The sequence below is a fragment of the Streptomyces sp. DH24 genome (genome assembly GCF_029813775.1).
GTDB lineage: Bacteria > Actinomycetota > Actinomycetes > Streptomycetales > Streptomycetaceae > Streptomyces.
On sequence record NZ_JARVKW010000008.1, the window covers coordinates 104,283 to 121,091 of the forward strand.

13 protein-coding genes, 1 tRNA gene and 3 pseudogenes are annotated in these 16,809 nt (G+C 69.8%); 14 read left to right on the plus strand and 3 right to left on the minus strand.

All coding sequences use genetic code 11. The annotated features are described in order from the left end of the window. Positions 1–62: 62 nt before the first annotated feature. From QC282_RS09090 to QC282_RS09135, 10 genes and pseudogenes are all read left to right on the plus strand, one after another. A pseudogene (locus tag QC282_RS09090) lies at positions 63–233 on the plus strand (chaplin); the annotation flags it as partial. Positions 234–484: 251 nt separating this feature from the next. Further along, positions 485–1,159 (plus strand): hypothetical protein, encoded by a 675-nt coding sequence (locus QC282_RS09095; RefSeq protein ID WP_279548739.1) that lies wholly within the window; start codon positions 485–487, stop codon positions 1,157–1,159. A 185-nt stretch (positions 1,160–1,344) separates the two neighbouring features. Continuing rightward, a complete protein-coding gene (locus tag QC282_RS09100; protein ID WP_279548740.1) occupies positions 1,345–1,629 on the plus strand; it encodes a hypothetical protein in 285 nt (94 codons plus the stop codon). Positions 1,630–1,756: 127 nt separating this feature from the next. Further along, a complete protein-coding gene (locus QC282_RS09105) occupies positions 1,757–2,257 on the plus strand; it encodes a DUF5949 family protein (RefSeq protein WP_279548741.1) in 501 nt (166 codons plus the stop codon). Beyond that, the gene (locus QC282_RS09110) at positions 2,257–2,874 is read left to right on the plus strand and encodes a vitamin K epoxide reductase family protein (protein ID WP_279548742.1); all 618 of its coding nucleotides are present in this window, start codon (positions 2,257–2,259) and stop codon (positions 2,872–2,874) included. Before QC282_RS09105 ends, QC282_RS09110 begins: the two co-directional genes overlap by 1 nt. Before the next feature lie 706 nt (positions 2,875–3,580). Continuing rightward, a pseudogene (locus QC282_RS09115) lies at positions 3,581–4,778 on the plus strand (IS110 family transposase). Positions 4,779–5,081: 303 nt separating this feature from the next. Then, positions 5,082–5,585 carry a DUF5949 family protein gene (locus tag QC282_RS09120; RefSeq protein WP_279548743.1) on the plus strand — a complete coding sequence of 168 codons (504 nt, stop codon included), beginning with the start codon at positions 5,082–5,084 and terminating at the stop codon, positions 5,583–5,585. A 786-nt stretch (positions 5,586–6,371) separates the two neighbouring features. Continuing rightward, positions 6,372–6,653, plus strand: coding sequence for a hypothetical protein (locus tag QC282_RS09125; RefSeq protein WP_279548744.1), 282 nt, complete (start codon positions 6,372–6,374; stop codon positions 6,651–6,653). Between the two features lie 317 nt (positions 6,654–6,970). Next, positions 6,971–7,252, plus strand: coding sequence for a hypothetical protein (locus QC282_RS09130; RefSeq protein WP_279548745.1), 282 nt, complete (start codon positions 6,971–6,973; stop codon positions 7,250–7,252). Positions 7,253–7,535: 283 nt separating this feature from the next. Next, complete coding sequence (locus tag QC282_RS09135; protein ID WP_279548746.1) at positions 7,536–7,817, plus strand: hypothetical protein; 282 nt, start codon at positions 7,536–7,538, stop codon at positions 7,815–7,817. A gap of 270 nt (positions 7,818–8,087) precedes the next feature. Here the strand turns inward: QC282_RS09135 and QC282_RS09140 are convergent, their stop codons facing one another. The 3 genes and pseudogenes from QC282_RS09140 to QC282_RS09150 form a co-directional block, all read right to left on the minus strand. Further along, the gene (locus QC282_RS09140) at positions 8,088–8,306 is read right to left on the minus strand and encodes a hypothetical protein (protein WP_279548747.1); all 219 of its coding nucleotides are present in this window, start codon (positions 8,304–8,306) and stop codon (positions 8,088–8,090) included. Between the two features lie 294 nt (positions 8,307–8,600). After that, positions 8,601–9,486, minus strand: a pseudogene (locus QC282_RS09145) (transposase). 593 nt (positions 9,487–10,079) lie between these two features. Then, positions 10,080–10,152: transfer RNA gene (locus QC282_RS09150), tRNA-Arg, on the minus strand. A 320-nt stretch (positions 10,153–10,472) separates the two neighbouring features. Between QC282_RS09150 and QC282_RS09155 the strand changes: the two genes are divergently transcribed. The 4 genes from QC282_RS09155 to QC282_RS09170 all read left to right on the plus strand — a co-directional run bounded on the left by QC282_RS09155 (position 10,473) and on the right by QC282_RS09170 (position 16,718). Then, complete coding sequence (locus tag QC282_RS09155) at positions 10,473–12,074, plus strand: dynamin family protein (protein WP_279548748.1); 1,602 nt, start codon at positions 10,473–10,475, stop codon at positions 12,072–12,074. A gap of 3 nt (positions 12,075–12,077) precedes the next feature. After that, positions 12,078–14,303 carry a YfjP family GTPase gene (locus QC282_RS09160; protein WP_279548749.1) on the plus strand — a complete coding sequence of 742 codons (2,226 nt, stop codon included), beginning with the start codon at positions 12,078–12,080 and terminating at the stop codon, positions 14,301–14,303. Between the two features lie 258 nt (positions 14,304–14,561). After that, positions 14,562–15,047 (plus strand): single-stranded DNA-binding protein, encoded by a 486-nt coding sequence (locus QC282_RS09165; protein WP_279548750.1) that lies wholly within the window; start codon positions 14,562–14,564, stop codon positions 15,045–15,047. A gap of 261 nt (positions 15,048–15,308) precedes the next feature. Then, positions 15,309–16,718: a Cys-Gln thioester bond-forming surface protein gene (locus QC282_RS09170; protein WP_279548751.1), complete on the plus strand. Its 1,410-nt coding sequence runs from the start codon at positions 15,309–15,311 to the stop codon at positions 16,716–16,718. Positions 16,719–16,809 lie beyond the last annotated feature (91 nt).

Consider the following 16,809-nt stretch of genomic DNA (forward strand, 5'->3'; position numbering starts at 1 on the left):
CCACGTGTGTCGGAATGGTGAAGAGGTCTTTTCGTGGCGTAAACGGCCTGGCCCCGACCTCCGTCGCCGCCGCCGACAGCGGCGCTCAGGCCGTTGCCGCCCACTCGCCGGGCGTTCTGTCGGGCAACGTCGTCCAGGTTCCGATCCACATCCCGATCAACGTCTGCGGCAACACCGTGAACGTGATCGGCCTGCTGAACCCGGCCTTCGGCAACATCTGCGTCAACGACTGACGTCCGCGCGCAGTCCTTTCGCCGGCCGCCCTCCCGCTGGTTCCGCCACGGGAGGGCGGCCGGTTTGCGTGTGCCCCGAATGGGGGCCGGGGGCGCTGCCACGGCCGACGGAACCGGGCGTGCCGTCCCACCTGCTGCGACGCGCAGGTGGGGGACAGCGGGCGACCACCCGGTGTGCCCGTACGGTTGCAGAGCGCGGTGGCCGATTCCACGGTGGGCTCAAGATCCGACGCACATCGAAAGGAACCCCCATGCGTCTGCCCGCACGGCGACTGGCCACCACCACGCTCAGCGCCTTCCTCCTGCTCGGTGTCACCGGGCCCGCGGCCGTGGCGGCCGGCAGCGACACGTCGTCACGCCCCGCCGCGGTCTCCCAGGCACCCGTTGCCGACGCCAAGGCCCTCCTCGCGCAGACCAGGAGCCTCGGTGACATGAGCCACACGCTGAAGCCGGCCACCGACCTGCTGGAGGCCGTGCTCAAGGCGGACAACGGCCGGCTCACCCCGCAGGAGTCGGCCAAGCACGCCGACGCCGTGAAGGACGCCATCACCAAGGCCGGCGCCGCGGCCCCGGCCGGCATCCCGGCCACCACGCTGCCCGCCCCCGCCACCGCGAAGGCCCCCGCGCCCGACCTGAAGGCCACCTCGCTGAACGAGTTGCAGAAGTCCGTGGACTCCCTGCTCAAGTCGGCCACCTCCGGCGACTCCGGCCAGGTCCAGCCGGGCGTCACCGGCGTGCTCTCCAGCCTCGTCAACTTCGTCACCGCGACACTCCTCGGCAGCGGCCTGCCCGCGCCGGACATGGCGGGCCTGCCGGCCCTCCCGGCGCTGCCGTCCTCGCAGCAGTCCACCGAGAACGCCCCGGCGCAGTCCCCGCAGCACCTCCCCGCCGGGAACCCGCAGACGGGAAACCTGCCCGTCTCCTGACCCCGGCCGTCATGTGACTCCCGTGTGCCGCTGTGCCGGTCCGACCGACCGGCACAGCGGCATTTCCCATGCCCGCAGGAATTTCCCCGGGCCGGGGTTTCCGCCGCGCACGGCGGTCGTTAGGCACGGCGTCAGAAACCCTCCGTCCAGCTCAGATGACCTGAGACGCCGACGAAAGGACCCCGATGAAGTCCCTGAAGGCCGCCGCCGTCGTTGCCGGTTCCCTGGCCCTGGCGGGCGCCGCCGCGCCCGCGTTCGCCAACCAGGCCACCGACCTCACGCCCACCAGCCTCAACGGCGGCGTCGAGACCGTCCTCGCCAAGGCGCCCGGCGACCTGATGCCGCTGCAGAGCCAGTCGCGCGCCCTCGACACCGAGAACAAGGACTCGGTGCTGCACACCGTCAAGGGCGTCACCAAGACGCTCAACTCCAACGGCGGACTCCTCGGCGGTCTGCCGCTGCAGCGCTGACACGGGCCGCGTCGCCGCCGGCGCCGTTCGAGTGCCGTCCCTCGTTCGTGTGGCCGGCCGACGGCCCTTCCCCCGGTCGGGTGATGACACGGCCGGGTGTGTCCCGGTACGCCGATAAGGTCGCGCGGTGACCTCAAGCACTAGCGCAACGACTCCTTCCCGGCCTGCCGACCTCGGCACGCTCGTCGTGATGGCCTGGAGCGGCGAGGCCCCCGGCGGCGACATGCCCTACCTCCTCGCGTACTCCCTCGGGGACGCCCCGGCCGGCCCGAAGGCCGCGTCCGCCGCGATCCGCGAACTGCTGGAGAGCAACGGTCTGCCCGTCGGCGGGGACCTCGTCGTCGACGGCAACGCCCGGCAGGATCTCCCGGTCGGCATGGTCGTCGAGTCGGAACAGGCGGTGGTCACCATGCCCGGCTTCAACGCCCGGTGCTCCCCGCCGCCCCAGTGGCTCGCCGCGGTGGAGGCCCGCGGCTACGCCTACTGCGTGTTCACCACCCGCCCGTGGCCCGAGGCCGTGCCCGGCAAGCCGCTCGCCCCGCAGGCGCTGGCCGACTTCGTCGGCGCCGACGAGACCCTGAACGCCGCGGCGCACCTCGTCCTGCCCGCCGGCAGCCCCCGCGGCTGATGGCGGGCTCCACGGCACAGCACGCCCGCCGGGAACACCGGACGGCGGGCACCGGACGCGGCCTCGCCCTGCTGCTGGTGGTCACCGGCGTGGCGGGGCTGCTGGCCTCCTGGGTCATCACGCTCGACAAGTTCAAGCTCCTCCAGGACCCGGACTTCACGCCGGGCTGCAGCCTGAACCCGGTGGTGTCCTGCGGCAGCGTCATGGAGAGCGACCAGGCCGCCGCGTTCGGCTTCCCCAACCCGATGCTCGGCCTGGTCGCCTACGGCATCGTGATCTGCGTCGGCGTGAACCTGCTGGCCGGCGCCCGCTTCCCCGGCTGGTACTGGCTGACGTTAGCCACCGGATGCCTCTTCGGCGTCGGATTCGTGTCCTGGCTCCAGTTCGAGTCGCTGTACCGTATCAACGCCCTGTGCCTGTGGTGCTGCCTGGCGTGGGTCGCCACCATCGTCCTGTTCTGGTACGTCACGTCCTTCGGCGTCCTGCACGGGTTCCTGCCCGCGCCCCGCTGGCTGGCCGCGTTCCTCGGGGAGTTCACCTGGCTGCCCCCGGTCCTGCACCTCGGAATCGTCGGGATGCTGATCCTGACCCGCTGGTGGGACTTCTGGACCAGCTGACGGAGTCCGTGCCGGGCGCCAACCGCTTTCGATGCCCTCCAGCGGTACGGACACAGAAGCGGTGCCGCCCGGCGCGGCGGGCGGTGCGGCGCCGCGCCGGCCGGGGACACGCTGTGACCGGCGGTGGAACGGGGTGAGCAGGTTGCCGACGCGGTTGCTGGCGCGGGTGGCCTCGGCGGCGAGGGCCTGGCCGAGGGCGACAAGCGTGGTCGGCTCGACGGTGATCTCGTCGATGGGTTCCAGCGAGTGCGGAGTGGCGGGCATGCGCATTCGATGACGAGATTTGTATGTCGATCCGCGTCCAGACCTTGGTAGCCGACATCGGCGAAAAGCTCCACGGCGAGGACGTCGAACAGGAGCTCAGCACCCCTGACTGGCGAGTGTGGATGATGTCCCGCGCAACTGCCGGGTCTGTCGGAGTGCAGAACTACACCCGGCCTTTCCCCCGTTATCTTTTTCGCGGTCCTGCATGAGGGCCGCTGGCCTCCGGGCCCGGCATGACTGTTGCCCCCTGTCGATGGGATGACCTGGGGGGTGGTGTCACCGGGTCCGAGGGGTGCCGTCACAGACGCTGATCAGAGGTCCGGCCACCGCCCGGGCTGGGCGCAGTGCCCGGCCGCTCGCGAGCGGCAGGTCTGCATAACGTGGATGCGCGAGAACGGCTTTCACCTTGAGGCCGACACGCATCGACGCATGTGGGGGCATGGTGATCAGTATCGACGGGGTGGGCGTCTTCCTGGGCCTGGACGTCGGCAAGCAGACGCATGACGGCCACGGCCTGACCCCGGCCGGGAAGAAGGTGTTCGACAAGCAGCTGCCGAACAGCGAAACGAAACTGCGGACTGTCTTCGACAAGCTCACGGCCAAGTTCGGCACCGTTCTGGTGGTCGTGGACCAGCCCGCTCCATCGGCGCCCTCCCATTGACCGTCGCCCGGGGCGCCGGCTGCCAGGTCGCCTACCTGCCCGGACTGGCATGCGCAGGATCGCCGAGCTCTACCCCGGCGAGGCCAAGACCGACGCGAAGGACGCCGCCGTCATCGCGGACGCCGCCCGCACCATGCCCCACACCCTGCGCACCCTCGACCTGGTCGATGAAGTCACCGCGGAGCTGACCATGCTGGTCGACTTCGATCAGGACCTCGCAGGCGAGGCCAACCGCACCTGCAACCGCATTCGCGGCCTGCTCACCCAGTTCCACCCCAGCCCGGAGCGCGTCTTGGCCCGCGCCTGGACCACCCGGCCGTGACTTGGCTCCTCGAGCGTTACGGGTCCCCGCAAGCACTCCGCAGAGCGGGCCGTCTCAAGCTGGTCGAGGTCGTACGGCCCCGGGCGCCGCGCATGGCCGAGCGGCTGGCCGACGACATCTTCACCGCACCGGACGAGCAGACCGTCGTCGTCCCGGGCACCGGCACCCTCGACGTCATCGTCCCGCCGCTGGTGAAGTCGCTGGCCGCCGTTCACGAGCAACGCCGGGCCCTGGAAACCAATCGAGGCACTGCTGGAGGCTTACCCTCTTTTCCAGGTCCTGACCTCGATGCCCGGCATCGAGGTCAGGACCGCCGCAGTACTCCTGGCCACCGTCGGCGACGGCAGCAGCTTTCCCGCCGCCGCCCACCTGGCCTCCTACGCTGGCCTCGCCCCGGCAACCCGGCAGTCCGGCACGTCGATCCACGGCGAGCACGCACCCAGAGGCGGCAACCGGCAACTGAAACGGGCGATGTTCCTCTCCGCGTTCGCAGCCCTCCACGACCCCGCCTCCCGCAGCTACTACGACCGCTGCCGAGCCAGAGGCAAAATGGGCACCCAGGTCCTCCTCCGCCTCGCCCGCCACCGCATCAGCGTCCTGTTCGCCATGCTCCGCGTCGGAACCTTCTACGAGCCGAGGAGCCCACGAATCGCTTGACCAAGGACATAGAGGCATCCCCCTTGTGAGCTCCATGGCTTTGACGGTGCTCCGCTGACTGCCCTGGATACACCCGAATTTCGGTGCCGTCGACGACGCCGGCCTTGCGTAAGCCTGGCCTGGCGCCGTGACAATGTCAGAGGGAGTTTCCCCGAATGCGGCCCGTATGTAAGGCAGATAGTCGGCTCAAGAGGTCAGCCGGCTTGTCGTCCTGACACGGATTGGTGAAGTGGGCCCAGTCACGGGGCGAACGGGTGAAAGTGCTCCGCAAGCGCTCCCGGCGCACCGCTAGCATCCGTCGGCATGACATCTTCAAGTCCCGTGCGTGACAAGCCCCGAACTTCCCTTCTGGGGACTCTCACTGTCGTCCCTTGGTCCAGTGAGCCGTCTTCCACCACGCCCAGGCTGCCGTTCCTCACGGTCTACTCCCTCGGTGACGGTCGTGACGGGCCCGAGGCCGGCGAGAAGGCGATGCGCGCCGAGCTGGAGAAACTGGGTCTGCCGGTGTCCGGCCAGCAGGTCGAACTCGTAGGAATGGCGAAGAAGTCCATCACTTTGCTGGTGGAGGCGCAACAGGCCGTGCTCACCATGCCTTTCCTTCGGGTGCAGTGCCCTGTACCACCGAAGTGGCAGGAAGGCGCGCACGAGAACGGTAACGTCCATCTGATCTGCCTGACCCGCCCATGGCCGCACGCCGCTCCCGGCGGGACAATCGGCCCTGAACAGTTGCGCAGCTTCCTCACCGACGACGAGCTCCGGTCGGCCAGCGCCCGCTGCCTGGTCCCCGTCGTTCGGGTGTGTCGCTGAGGTCATCGTTTCAGGCTTGTTCACAGGATGAACGGGTAGCAAGCCGCACCACGCCGACGTGAACGCGTACGACTTGGACTGCGAACGTAACTGGAATGCTGCCTCAGGGCCATGTATCGCGGTGGGCCGCGGTGATCGAAGTTCAGGGGTCGGCCACGCCGTCACCGCCGGCCCGTCGGACCTCCGATGCCTGTGACCGGCCGCTCGGAGCGAGAAGGAAGTGCCCCAGTAACCGGACTCCGACTCTCTCGTTCCGATATGGCAAGCGGTAAGCGAAGAGTGGACCGGCCATCGCGGGTCGGGCGACAACGTTCATTCATCCACGAGGACTCTCATGCGACAATTCTTTGCTGTAGGTGCTGTGGCGGTAGCGGCTGTGACGACGGTAACCGCAGGAACCGCCCAAGCCATCGACGTTGCCGATGAATCCACCCTGGGCGTCATTCCGGCCGTTTCCCCCGAAGCTCTGAGCGATGCGATTGATGGGGCGGCTCACACGCCGACGAGCTCGGCTGCGGACGCTGTCGGCGCAACCGCTCAAACCGTACTCCCGGAAGCAGGCAAGTTGGTACACGTGACGTGACCGACGCTTGCTGTCAATTCCGGCAGGCTCTGACCCGTACCTTGTGAATCGCCGAGCAGCGACTCGCTGTCGCAATCCGTTCCGGCATCTGGGTGAACGTCGGGTCTCTCGGGGAAACGTCCGCCTTGGGCAACCTGTTAGCCGTGGTGCTGCCGTCTCCATCGGTGGACGTAGCCCATGTATCGCAGAGGAAGGTAGAAATCATGAATCTGAAGAAGATTGTTGCGGGGTCCGTGCTGACCGTGACCGCTACCGCGGTCGCTGTCACACCCGCAACGGCCGACGAGGAGGCGCACGGCCACTATTCGCAGAGTGTCCAGATCATCGGTGACATTTGCCCGACTATCCAGGACATCGACGTCCTCACGGTTGAGGTGCTGGATGAGGCCCGCACCTTCCAGTGCAACGAGATCCGCCAGGGGTCGAAGGTGACCGACGAGTCGTCCGCCCCCGCGCTGCCAGTGCTCGGGCGTGTAGTCGGCTAGAGGGGGAGTACCGTCGACTCGGTTTCCTGGTATGCCCTCGTTGAGGACGTACCAGGGCGCGTGGGCCCCGGGATTGTGCGTTCAGCCGCACAATCCCGGGGCCTTGTGCTGTGACTGCTGCCTTCCGCGGATGAATGAACCTCCGATGTGCGAGGTGTAGACCATGCTAATCGTAAGAACTGGCCGTCGAGTCGTTCGTTGCTGCAAGTGGATGAATGCAGATGGTTGCCCGGAACCTCTGGGCCGTGCATTCGGTTAGTAGGCTGTCTGTATTCACACTGGTGCTGCAGCTATCAGGCACAAGGAAGGCAACGCAAATGAACGCCAAGAAGGTCCTCGCCGGTTCGATGCTTACGCTGGCTGCTACCGGCGCGGCAGTCTCTCCGGCCGTGGCCGACGAAGAGGTGCACGGTCACTACTCGCAGAACATCGAGATCATCCGTGACATCTGCCCGACCATCCAGGACATCGACGTCCTCACCATCGAGGTCCTGGACCAGGCCCGCACCTTCCAGTGCAACGAGATCCGCCAGGGGTCGAAGGTGATTGACAGTTCGTCCGCTCCTGCGCTGCCGATCCTCGGGCAGGTCCTGAACTGATTCTTGGGTCACCATTCGCTGGTGTCCTTCAAGTCCTCTCGTCGAGGGCGATAGACGCCCCGAACTGTGCGACGCACCGCACTGTTCGGGGCGATCTTTTTTACAAGTCCTCGCGTCTGTCCGTCAGATGCAGCGCATGAAATCGCCTTCCTCGACTCGATGATTACTGCAAGTGGATGAATCAGGATGACCGTCCGGAACCTCAGGGGTGGGCAGTCGGTTAGTAGGCTGTCGGCACTCACCACTGGTGCTGCAGCTACCAGGCACAAGGAAGGCAATGCAAATGAACGCCAAGAAGGTCCTCGCCGGTTCGATGCTTACGCTGGCTGCTACCGGCGCGGCAGTCTCTCCGGCCGTGGCCGACGAAGAGGTGCACGGTCACTACTCGCAGAACATCGAGATCATCCGTGACATCTGCCCGACCATCCAGGACATCGACGTCCTCACCATCGAGGTCCTGGACGAGGCCCGCACCTTCCAGTGCAACGAGATCCGTCAGAACTCGAAGGTCAAGGACGACTCCGCGGCGCCGGCCCTTCCCATTCTCGGGGCTGTCATCGACTGAACGAGGTAGATGACGCAGGTCTTACTGCGAAGGTCGGGGCCGCTACTTCAGTAGCGGCCCCGACCTTCAATTCTGGAGGCTGTGTGAAGGGCCCGGGGCGTCGGCGGATGTCTCGCCGGCCAGTTCGTTACGCACCGTGCTGCATTATGGGGGTGCGTTTGATGTTCTCTGTGACGCCCAGAGATATGCATCAGAGAAGCCTGAGACTCCTGATCATGCTGATTCAGGAGTCTCAGGCTTCTTCGTGTTACGCGTCTTGTGATCCTGCTGTCAGTCCGTGAGGGACACGAAGGCGCCGTGGTGCATCGAGCCGTTCCAGATCCCGGTACCCGAGGACGTCTTGAGCGCTTCGAAGCTCTTACCGCCCGTCTGGGCGGCGACAAGGCGGTCGTAGTCTTCCATTCCGTTCTCATCCGCGGCGGCAGACCCGGCCCCCAGCGCCAAGGTGGCCGTAGCGACAGCTGCGCAGGTCAGGAATTTCTTGATCATGTTCTCTCTCCAAGGTGAACGGTTGGGTCGCCCCGTATATGGGACAGGATTGCGCCGTTATGCTAGCCCTGACGGCAAAGCAGCCAAGCGAATAAGGACTCAAACTCACTCTTCCGGGATGAGCTCCGGGCCAAGTGGCTGATACAGCAACCCGTGATCCATTGCCAGGCGTCGTAACTGACTCGAGGCTGCGCAAATCCAACAAAGTAGGTCGTTGCTGTGACCGTGACGGTGGGGGCCCAGGCGGCGAAATCCGGGTGGCCTGAAAGGGTCATGTCCCGCTGGGTGGCGTAGTCACGGCAGCTGCTTCGATCCCGGTTGTGGGGTGATCTGCGGCTCGGGCGGGGTCGGCTGGGTGATGAAGAGTTCGGCCATGGAGGCTTCGGAGAGGTAGCGGCGGTCGAAGACCTGCCACTCGTCGTGGAGTTCGGCCAGGATGGCGGCGGCGAGCCGGTCCAGGGCGGCGAGGTTGGGGAAGACCTGGACGACGTCGGCCCGCCGTTTGATCTCCCGGTTCAGCCGCTCGAGCGGTTTGGTCGAACAGATCCTCTTCCAGTGCGTCGACGGGAAGTCCGCGAACGCTGTGATGGAGAATCTCGCGGTGCCTGGTGGCCGAGATACCGGTCGCGATGACCACGGCCTGTGAGGCGATCCGGTGGTTCACGCGGGCCTTGCAGTAGGTGGCGTCCAGGAAGACGTAGGGGAAGACGGTGTGATCCCGCCGTTCCTTGAACGCGGTCAGTTCCTCATCCAGCTCACCGCAGATTCGCGAGACCTCGGACTTGGAAACCTCGGAGTCCGCGCCGAGTGCTTTGACCAGGTCATCCACGCTGCGGGTGGACACGCCGTGCTCGTATGCCTCCATCACCACGGCGAACAACGCCCGGTCGATGCGCCGCCGACGCTCCAGCAGGGAGGGGAAGAACGACCCGGTCCGCACTTTCGGGATCTTCAGGTCCAGGTCGCCGGCCTGCGTGGTCAGCAGCCGGTCGCGGTGTCCGTTTCGTCAGGTCGTGCGCTTGTCGCTGTGCTCGTGCGGGGCGGCGCCGATCACGTCGGTGGCCTCGGCCTCGATGAGTTCCCGCAAGATGCGCTGGCACACGACCCTGATTGCTTCAACTCCATCGGCCCGACATAGTGACTCCTGCAGCCGCATCAGCTCAGACTGGGACAAGGTCATCGCGTGCTCCTCCGGTTGGACTGCTCGTTCATCAGGGAGACTTGCGCGATGGCCTGCCCGTGTTCAGGGATCATGCACCGCCAGCGGTTGCACGCCCCGGGCAGAAACCCGCGAGTTCCGGGCCTCAGCCCGACTGCACCACTTCGAGGGACACCATCCTGAAAAGCGTGCGTTCGGTGAGGACTTGGTGCACCGCCGGTGGAACGCGGTGTGCGGGTCGCGGGCGCTGTCGGCCGATGACGTCGACCGGGGCAGGAGTCGATGGAGCAAGGGTGCCTTTGCCGCCCCAGATTGCGGCAGCCTCCGGCTTCGTTCCCGACCGCACCACGATGCGGCAACCGGCAGTCACGCGTTCAACGGCTGAACCCCAGCCGGTAAGGGGCTCAAGACACGATCGCGAGCGGGCCTTCAGACGAGGCCGGGTGAGGGAGGCAGACGGCGTAGCGCGTAACCCTTTCGTGGGTCCTGCGTCGCCTCGCACCGCCGTCGGCACGCTGAGTTCGTCGAGGTTCGGAAGCCGACGGTCCTCTCGCACGGCCACGAAGAACATGACAGGCGTCGGCGCCCTCCTGATGGGAGGGCGGGAAGTTGGGCGCCCCCGGCAGGACTCGAACCTGCGGCCAAGCGCTTAGAAGGCGCCTGCTCTATCCACTGAGCTACGGGGGCCTGGTGTGGTGACCTCTGTCGTGACGCCCGGCCGTGGCCGGTACCTGACGTTGCCGGGGACAAGGATAGGGCTCCCGCATCCCTGCCCCTGTTGCTTCGCCTCCGCGACGCGATGTGGAGGTTCGGTGAAGCGGTCCCGATAATCGCAGGCGGGTACGAATCGTGCACCGTTTTTGGCCTCTCGGGCATCGGGTGTTGTGCACTCGTTATGCCTGGGGTGCGCCTGCTCCCCGCTTGTCCCTTGCGCCCCTTGTGTCCGGTCGGCGCGCAGACATGCTCATATGCTTCAGAATTCCCCTAAAATTGGGCATTCTTCGCATGTGGTGACCTTGGACGTACGGCCTCAGCTGCTCGACGCACTCTCCGCCCTGCGCGACCGTGTCGCCGCCGCACGCTTCCCGCTGCCCCTGGCGGGGGCCCCACGCGCGCGTGCCAACCGCGACGAACTGCTCGCGCAGCTCGACGACTACCTGGTGCCCCGCCTGAGAGAGCCCGAAGCGCCCCTTCTGGCCGTCGTGGGGGGCTCCACCGGGGCCGGGAAGTCGACGCTCGTGAACTCGCTCGTGGGACGGCGGGTCAGCGAGGCGGGCGTGCTGCGGCCGACGACTCGGACGCCGGTGCTGGTCTGTCATCCGGAGGACCATCACTGGTTCAGCGGCATGCGTGTGCTGCCCGACCTCACACGCGTGTGGGCGCCCCGGCGCGACCCGGACGACGACCTGTTGCTCCCGGGCGAGAATCCCGCGCGCGTGCTGCGCATCGAGACCGCCGACACCCTGCCGCGCGGCCTCGCCCTCCTCGACGCGCCCGACATCGACTCGCTGATCTCCGACAACCGCGTGCTCGCCGCCGAGCTGCTGTGCGCCGCCGACATCTGGGTGATGGTCACGACGGCCTCCCGCTACGCCGACGCGGTGCCCTGGCACCTGCTGCGCACCGCCAAGGAGTACGACGTCACCCTCGTCACCGTCCTCGACCGGGTGCCGCACCAGGTCGTCTCCGAGGTGTCCCGGCAGTACGGCGCCCTGCTCACCAAGGCCGGGCTCGGCGACGTACCGCGCTTCACGGTGCCCGAGCTGCCCGAGTCGGCCTGGGGCGGCGGCCTGCTGCCCGGCACCGCCGTGGCCGCGCTGCGGACCTGGCTCGTCCACCAGGCGCAGGACCCGGCGGCCCGGCAGCACGCCATGGCCCGCACCGCGTACGGCGTCCTCGGCTCCCTCAAGTCCCGGATGCCCGAGCTGGCGAGCGCCGCCGCCGCGCAGTACGCCGCCGCCCTGCGGCTCACCTCCGCCGTCGACTCGGCGTACGACAGCGAGCACGCACGCGTGCGGGGCCGGCTGCAGGCCGGTGCCGTGCTCGCCGGGGACGCCCTGAAGCGCTGGCGGGCCTTCCCCCTCGACTGCACCGCGGGCGAGCTCCTGGACGCCCTCGTGGAGAGCCTCGCCGCGCTCCTGCTGTGCGCGGTCACCGCCGCCGACGAACGCGTGGACGACGCCTGGCGGCGCGAACCCGCCGCGGCCGGGCTGCTCGACCGCGATCCCGCCGCGGAGACCGCCGAGCACCGCATCGGGCTCGCCGTACGGCGCTGGCGGCGCGAGCTGGAGGAGTACGCCGAGGAGGAGGTCGCCGAGCTCGACCGGAACGTGGCCCCCGACCCCGAGCTCGTCGCCGCCCTCGCCGCCACGGTGCTGCTCGGCGGACGCCGGGCGCGGTCCGCCGGTGAGGGCATCGCCGAGCGGATCGGCGCGCACGGGGCGCTGCGGCTGCGCGACCGGGGCGGGCGGCTGCTCGTCGAGCACGTGGACCGTGTCCTCCACGCCGAGCGCGAGCGGCGGCTCGCTCCGCTCGACGCCCTGGACGTCCAGCCCGAGCCGCAGGCCGAACTCATCGCCGCGCTGTCCGTACTGCAGAAGGAGAGGTGACCGGTGACCGCCATCACTGATCAGGACCACACCGATCACGCCGACCGCCCGGAGGGCACCGGATCCGGCGACGGCCGTCCGTCCGGCCGCGACGACCGCGACGAGCGACTTGAGCGCCGGGGCGACCGCGACGAGCGGCGTGAGCGCCGGGGCGACCGCGACGAGCGCCAGGACGACCGCGACGCGCCCCAGGGGGACCGCGGCGAGCGCCACGAGGACCGGGGCGAGGGCCGCCGGGGCCGTGAGGAGGGCGACCAGGACCGTGGTGAGCGCGGTTCCAGCCGTCGTGAGCGCCGTCGCCAGGACCCCGAGGCGCGGGGCGAGGACGGTGAGCGCGCCGGAGGAGCTGAGGAGGCGGACGGAGACGAGCGGGCCGAGGGGCGCCCGGAGCGGCGGGGCGCCCGGCGGGGCCGTGCCGGTTCCGGCGAGGGCTCCGGCGGCGCCCGGACCGGCGGTTACCGCGCGGAGGACGCCGAGGGCGCTCGCCGGGGTGACGCCGGAGCGGACGACGACCTCGCGGACTCCGAGGACGCCTGGGACGACGGGCTGATCGCCCGGCGCGTGAACGAGAGCGCCCCCGCGGAGCAGTTCGCCGTCGCGGAGAGCCGCCCGGCCGCCACGCAGAGCGCGGCGCCACTGGCGTACGACGGGCCGCTGCGGTCGCGGCTGGACGCCCTGCGGGAACTCGTGGGGCTCTCCCGCGCCCGGCTCGACAGCAAGACGCTCACCGAGGCCGGCCGGGTGCTGGACGAGGCGGCCGCCCGGCGCAGGCTGTCCGGGCAGCACACCGTCGTCGCCATCGCGGGCGCCACCGGCAGCGGCAAGTCCCAACTGTTCAACGCGCTCGCCGGCGTGACCATCTCCGAGACCGGCGTGCGCCGGCCGACCACCGCCGCGCCCATCGCGTGCAGCTGGAGCGACGGCGCGGCCACCCTCATCGACCGCCTCGGCATCCCGGGCCGGCTGCGGCGCCGACCGCTGCACGGCGGGGACGCCGATCCGCAGCTGCGCGGGCTCGTCCTGATCGACCTGCCCGACCACGACTCGGCCGCCGTGCAGCACCGCGAACAGGTCGACCGCATCCTCGCGCTGGTCGACGCGGTCGTGTGGGTCGTGGACCCCGAGAAGTACGCCGACGCCATCCTCCACGAGCGGTACCTGCGGCCCATGGCCGGGCACGCGGAGGTGATGTTCGTCGTCCTCAACCAGATTGACCGGCTGCCCGGCGAGGCCGCCGAACAGGTCCTCGACGACCTGCGCCGGCTGCTCGACGAGGACGGCATCGCCCTGGGCGAGTACGGCGAACCGGGCGCCACCGTCCTCGCGCTGTCCGCGCTCACCGGCGAGGGCGTCGGGGAACTGCGCGACGCGCTCGGCCAGTTCGTGACGGAGCGGGGCGCACCGGCGCGCCGTATCTCGGCCGACGTGGACGCCGCGGCGTGGCGGCTGCGGCCCGTCTACGTCACCGGGAAGCGGGCGGGGCTCAGCGAGGAGGCGCGCGAGGAGTTCTCGGCGCGGCTCGCGGATGCCGTGGGCGCGACGGCGGCGGGCGAGGCCGCCGAACGCGCGTGGCTGCGCAACGCCAACCGCGCGTGCGGAACGCCCTGGCTGCGGCTGTGGCGCTGGTACCACGACCGGCGCGAACCCGTCACCGGCCGGCTGCCCCTGCGCGCCCAGGCCGACGCGGAGTCCACGGCGCGGCAGCGCGTCGAGCACGCGGTGCGCACGGTGTCCGACCGGGCCTCGGCGGGGCTGCCCGCGCCGTGGGCGCAGGCGGTGCGCGAGGCCGCCGCGCGCGGCGCGCAGGGGCTGCCGGAGGCGCTGGACGAGCTCGCGGCCCGGGCCGGACTGCCGCCGGGCCGGCCGCCCCGTCCGGGGTGGTGGCCGGCGGCCGTGGTCGCGCAGGCGTGCATGACGATCCTCCAGGTCGTCGGCGGGCTCTGGCTGCTGGGGCAGATCATCGGGTTCATGGCGCCGAACCTCGGCGTGCCGGTGCTGCTCATGGTGGCGGGCATCGTCGGCGGTCCGCTCATCGAGTGGAGCTGCCGGATGGCGGCGCGCGGCCCGGCCCGGCGGTACGGGCAGGAGGCGGAACGCCGATTGCGGGAGGCCGCGGCCGGCTGCGGCAGGGCCCGGGTGCTCGACCCGGTGGCGGCGGAACTGCTGCGGTACCGGGAGGTGCGGGAGCAGTACGGCAAGGTCATCGGGGTCGGGGCCGGAGTGGGCTGAGGCCCTTCACGACGCCCTGTCACCCGTTCGGGCGGCGGAGTTTTCCACAGGTGCCCGGCGGTCCACAGCGCCCTGCGGGCCCGGCCCGGCGGCGGCAGTCTGGCATCGCGGCGATCGCGCCCCGTGGGACGGGCGAGACCGTCGCGGCGCGGGCGGCGGACGAGGTGTCCGCGGCCGGCGCGGCAGCCGCAGCCGTACGGGACGGGCCCGTACGCGTGTCGGCCCGGCGTGCGGCGGCCGGGCGAGGAGGGGTTCGCTGTGAACGAGACGATGGTGTGCGCGGTGGGGAACGTGGCGACGCAACCGGTGTACCGGGAGCTGGCGTCGGGCCCGTCGGCCCGGTTCCGGCTGGCGGTCACCGCGCGCTACTGGGACCGCGAGAAGGGCACCTGGGCGGACGGCCACACCAACTTCTTCACGGTGTGGGCCAACCGGCAGCTCGCCACCAACGTGTCGGCGTCGCTGTCAGTGGGCGAGCCGGTCATCGTGCAGGGCCGGCTGAAGGTGCGTGAGGACGTGCGCGACGGGCAGAACCGGACGTCGGCGGACATCGACGCCGTCGCGATCGGCCACGACCTCACCCGGGGCACGGCCGCCTTCCGACGCGCCAACAGGCTGGAAACGGCGACCACATCACCCCGGCCGGAACCCAACTGGGAGACACCACCGACGCCCACGGCACCCCCGGATTCGGTGGCCGCGGACACCCAACGAGCCGCGGCGGAACCGGCTTTGGCCACATGACGACACGTCAGCACGGCAACTGACCGAACTGCGGCTTATCGGCGAATGCGTACCGAACAACACCGGGCGATTTGTCGATAAGCCCTGCTCGGAGGCGATGTCCGCGATAACGATTCCGAGTCGGATCGGTCGTCGGACGGCATCGTCGCGAAGCGCGGTCCGCGGCCTCCTTAGGATGCCGGGCATAGCTCCCGGGGCTTCTGATTTCTGCTGGTGGGACCGTACCCCCACGTCAACGGGTCCTGCTCGAAAGGGATTTGAGTGTTTGCTTCGTTCTCTGCGCTGTCCACGCGGCGGCGAGGGGCGGCCCGCCTCGCCGCCGCGACGCTGCTGTCGGGGCTCGTCGCCGCCGGTTCACTGACCGGCGCGGGCCCGGCCGCCGCCGACGAGACGGCACAGAACCAGGGCGGGGCGACCGCCACCATGAGCGGACTGAAGACCCACGGCGCCGCGGTGATCCACGGCGACACCGGCGACCAGCAGGTGTCGGCGGGCCTGTTCGAGATGTCCGTCGAGGGCGGCGGCACACTGCAGACGTACTGCGTCGACATCCACAACCCCACGCAGCAGGACGCCAAGTACCACGAGACCCCGTGGAGCGGCACGTCACTGGTCGCCAACAAGGACGCGGGCCGCATCCGCTGGATCCTGCAGAACTCCTACCCGCAGGTGAACGACCTCGCGGCACTCGCGGCGAAGGCCGGCGTCAAGGGCGGCCTCACCGAGCAGGACGCCGCGGCCGGGACGCAGGTGGCCATCTGGCGCTACTCGGACGCGGCGGACGTCGAGGCCGTCGACCCGCAGGCCGAGCGGCTCGCCGACTACCTGCAGCAGAACGCCGGCGACCTGCCCGAGCCGCAGGCGTCGCTGACCCTGGACCCGCCCGCCGTCTCCGGTCACCCCGGTGAGCGGCTCGGGCCGGTCACGGTACGGACCGACGCCGGCGGCGTGACGGTGACGCCGCCCGCGGACGCCGCCGTGAGCGGGGTGCGCGTCGTCGGTGGGGACGGCAAGGAGATCACGTCCGCGAGGGACGGCAGCGAGGTCTACTTCGAGGTGCCCGAGGACGCCGCCGACGGCACGGCGACGCTGACCGTGCAAGCCTCGACGACGGTGCCGGTCGGCCGGGCCTTCACCTCAGCGAGCCGGAGCCAGACGCAGATCCTGGCCGGCTCCAGCGAGTCGACGGTCTCGGCGACGGCGAGCGCCACATGGGCCAAGACCGGCGCGATCCCCGCGCTGTCCGCGGCCAAGGACTGCGCCAAGGGCGGCGTGGTCATCACCGCGGGCAACGAGGGCGACGAGGCGTTCACCTTCGAGCTGATGGGCGTCCGGCACTCGATCCCGGCGGGCGAGTCCCGGACGGTGACGATCCCGCTCCGCGAGGACCAGGCGTACGACTTCACGATCCGGGGGCCGAGCGGCTTCGAGAAGCGGTTCACCGGCGTGCTGGACTGCCGGACCCAGGGCAGCGAGGCCGGGGACGCGACCCAGACCCTGACCGAGCCGAGCCCCGCGACGGTGGGCGGCACGGCCCCGGACACGAACCTCGCCGAAACGGGCTCGTCCGACATGACCCCCCTCATCGCGGGCCTGGCGGTGACGCTGGTGATCCTCGGCGGAGCGGCCATGACGATCACGCGCCGCCGGAACGGCCGGGCGGAGGACTGACGGGGGCGGCGGGCCGAGGGCCCGCCGGCTGGATGTAGGGGTGCGGTGTGAACCGGCGTCGGCGGGAGGCTGGCGGGACTCGGGTGCGGGT

Excerpts from the sequence above, each read along its gene's own strand:
- QC282_RS09095 (WP_279548739.1), top strand. The coding sequence starts at position 485 with ATGCGTCTGCCCGCACGGCGACTGGCCACCACCACGCTCAGCGCCTTC.
- QC282_RS09100 (WP_279548740.1), top strand. The coding sequence starts at position 1,345 with ATGAAGTCCCTGAAGGCCGCCGCCGTCGTTGCCGGTTCCCTGGCCCTG.
- QC282_RS09110 (WP_279548742.1), top strand. The coding sequence starts at position 2,257 with ATGGCGGGCTCCACGGCACAGCACGCCCGCCGGGAACACCGGACGGCG.
- QC282_RS09120 (WP_279548743.1), top strand. The coding sequence starts at position 5,082 with ATGACATCTTCAAGTCCCGTGCGTGACAAGCCCCGAACTTCCCTTCTG.
- QC282_RS09125 (WP_279548744.1), top strand. The coding sequence starts at position 6,372 with ATGAATCTGAAGAAGATTGTTGCGGGGTCCGTGCTGACCGTGACCGCT.
- QC282_RS09130 (WP_279548745.1), top strand. The coding sequence starts at position 6,971 with ATGAACGCCAAGAAGGTCCTCGCCGGTTCGATGCTTACGCTGGCTGCT.
- QC282_RS09135 (WP_279548746.1), top strand. The coding sequence starts at position 7,536 with ATGAACGCCAAGAAGGTCCTCGCCGGTTCGATGCTTACGCTGGCTGCT.
- QC282_RS09140 (WP_279548747.1), bottom strand. The coding sequence starts at position 8,306 with ATGATCAAGAAATTCCTGACCTGCGCAGCTGTCGCTACGGCCACCTTG.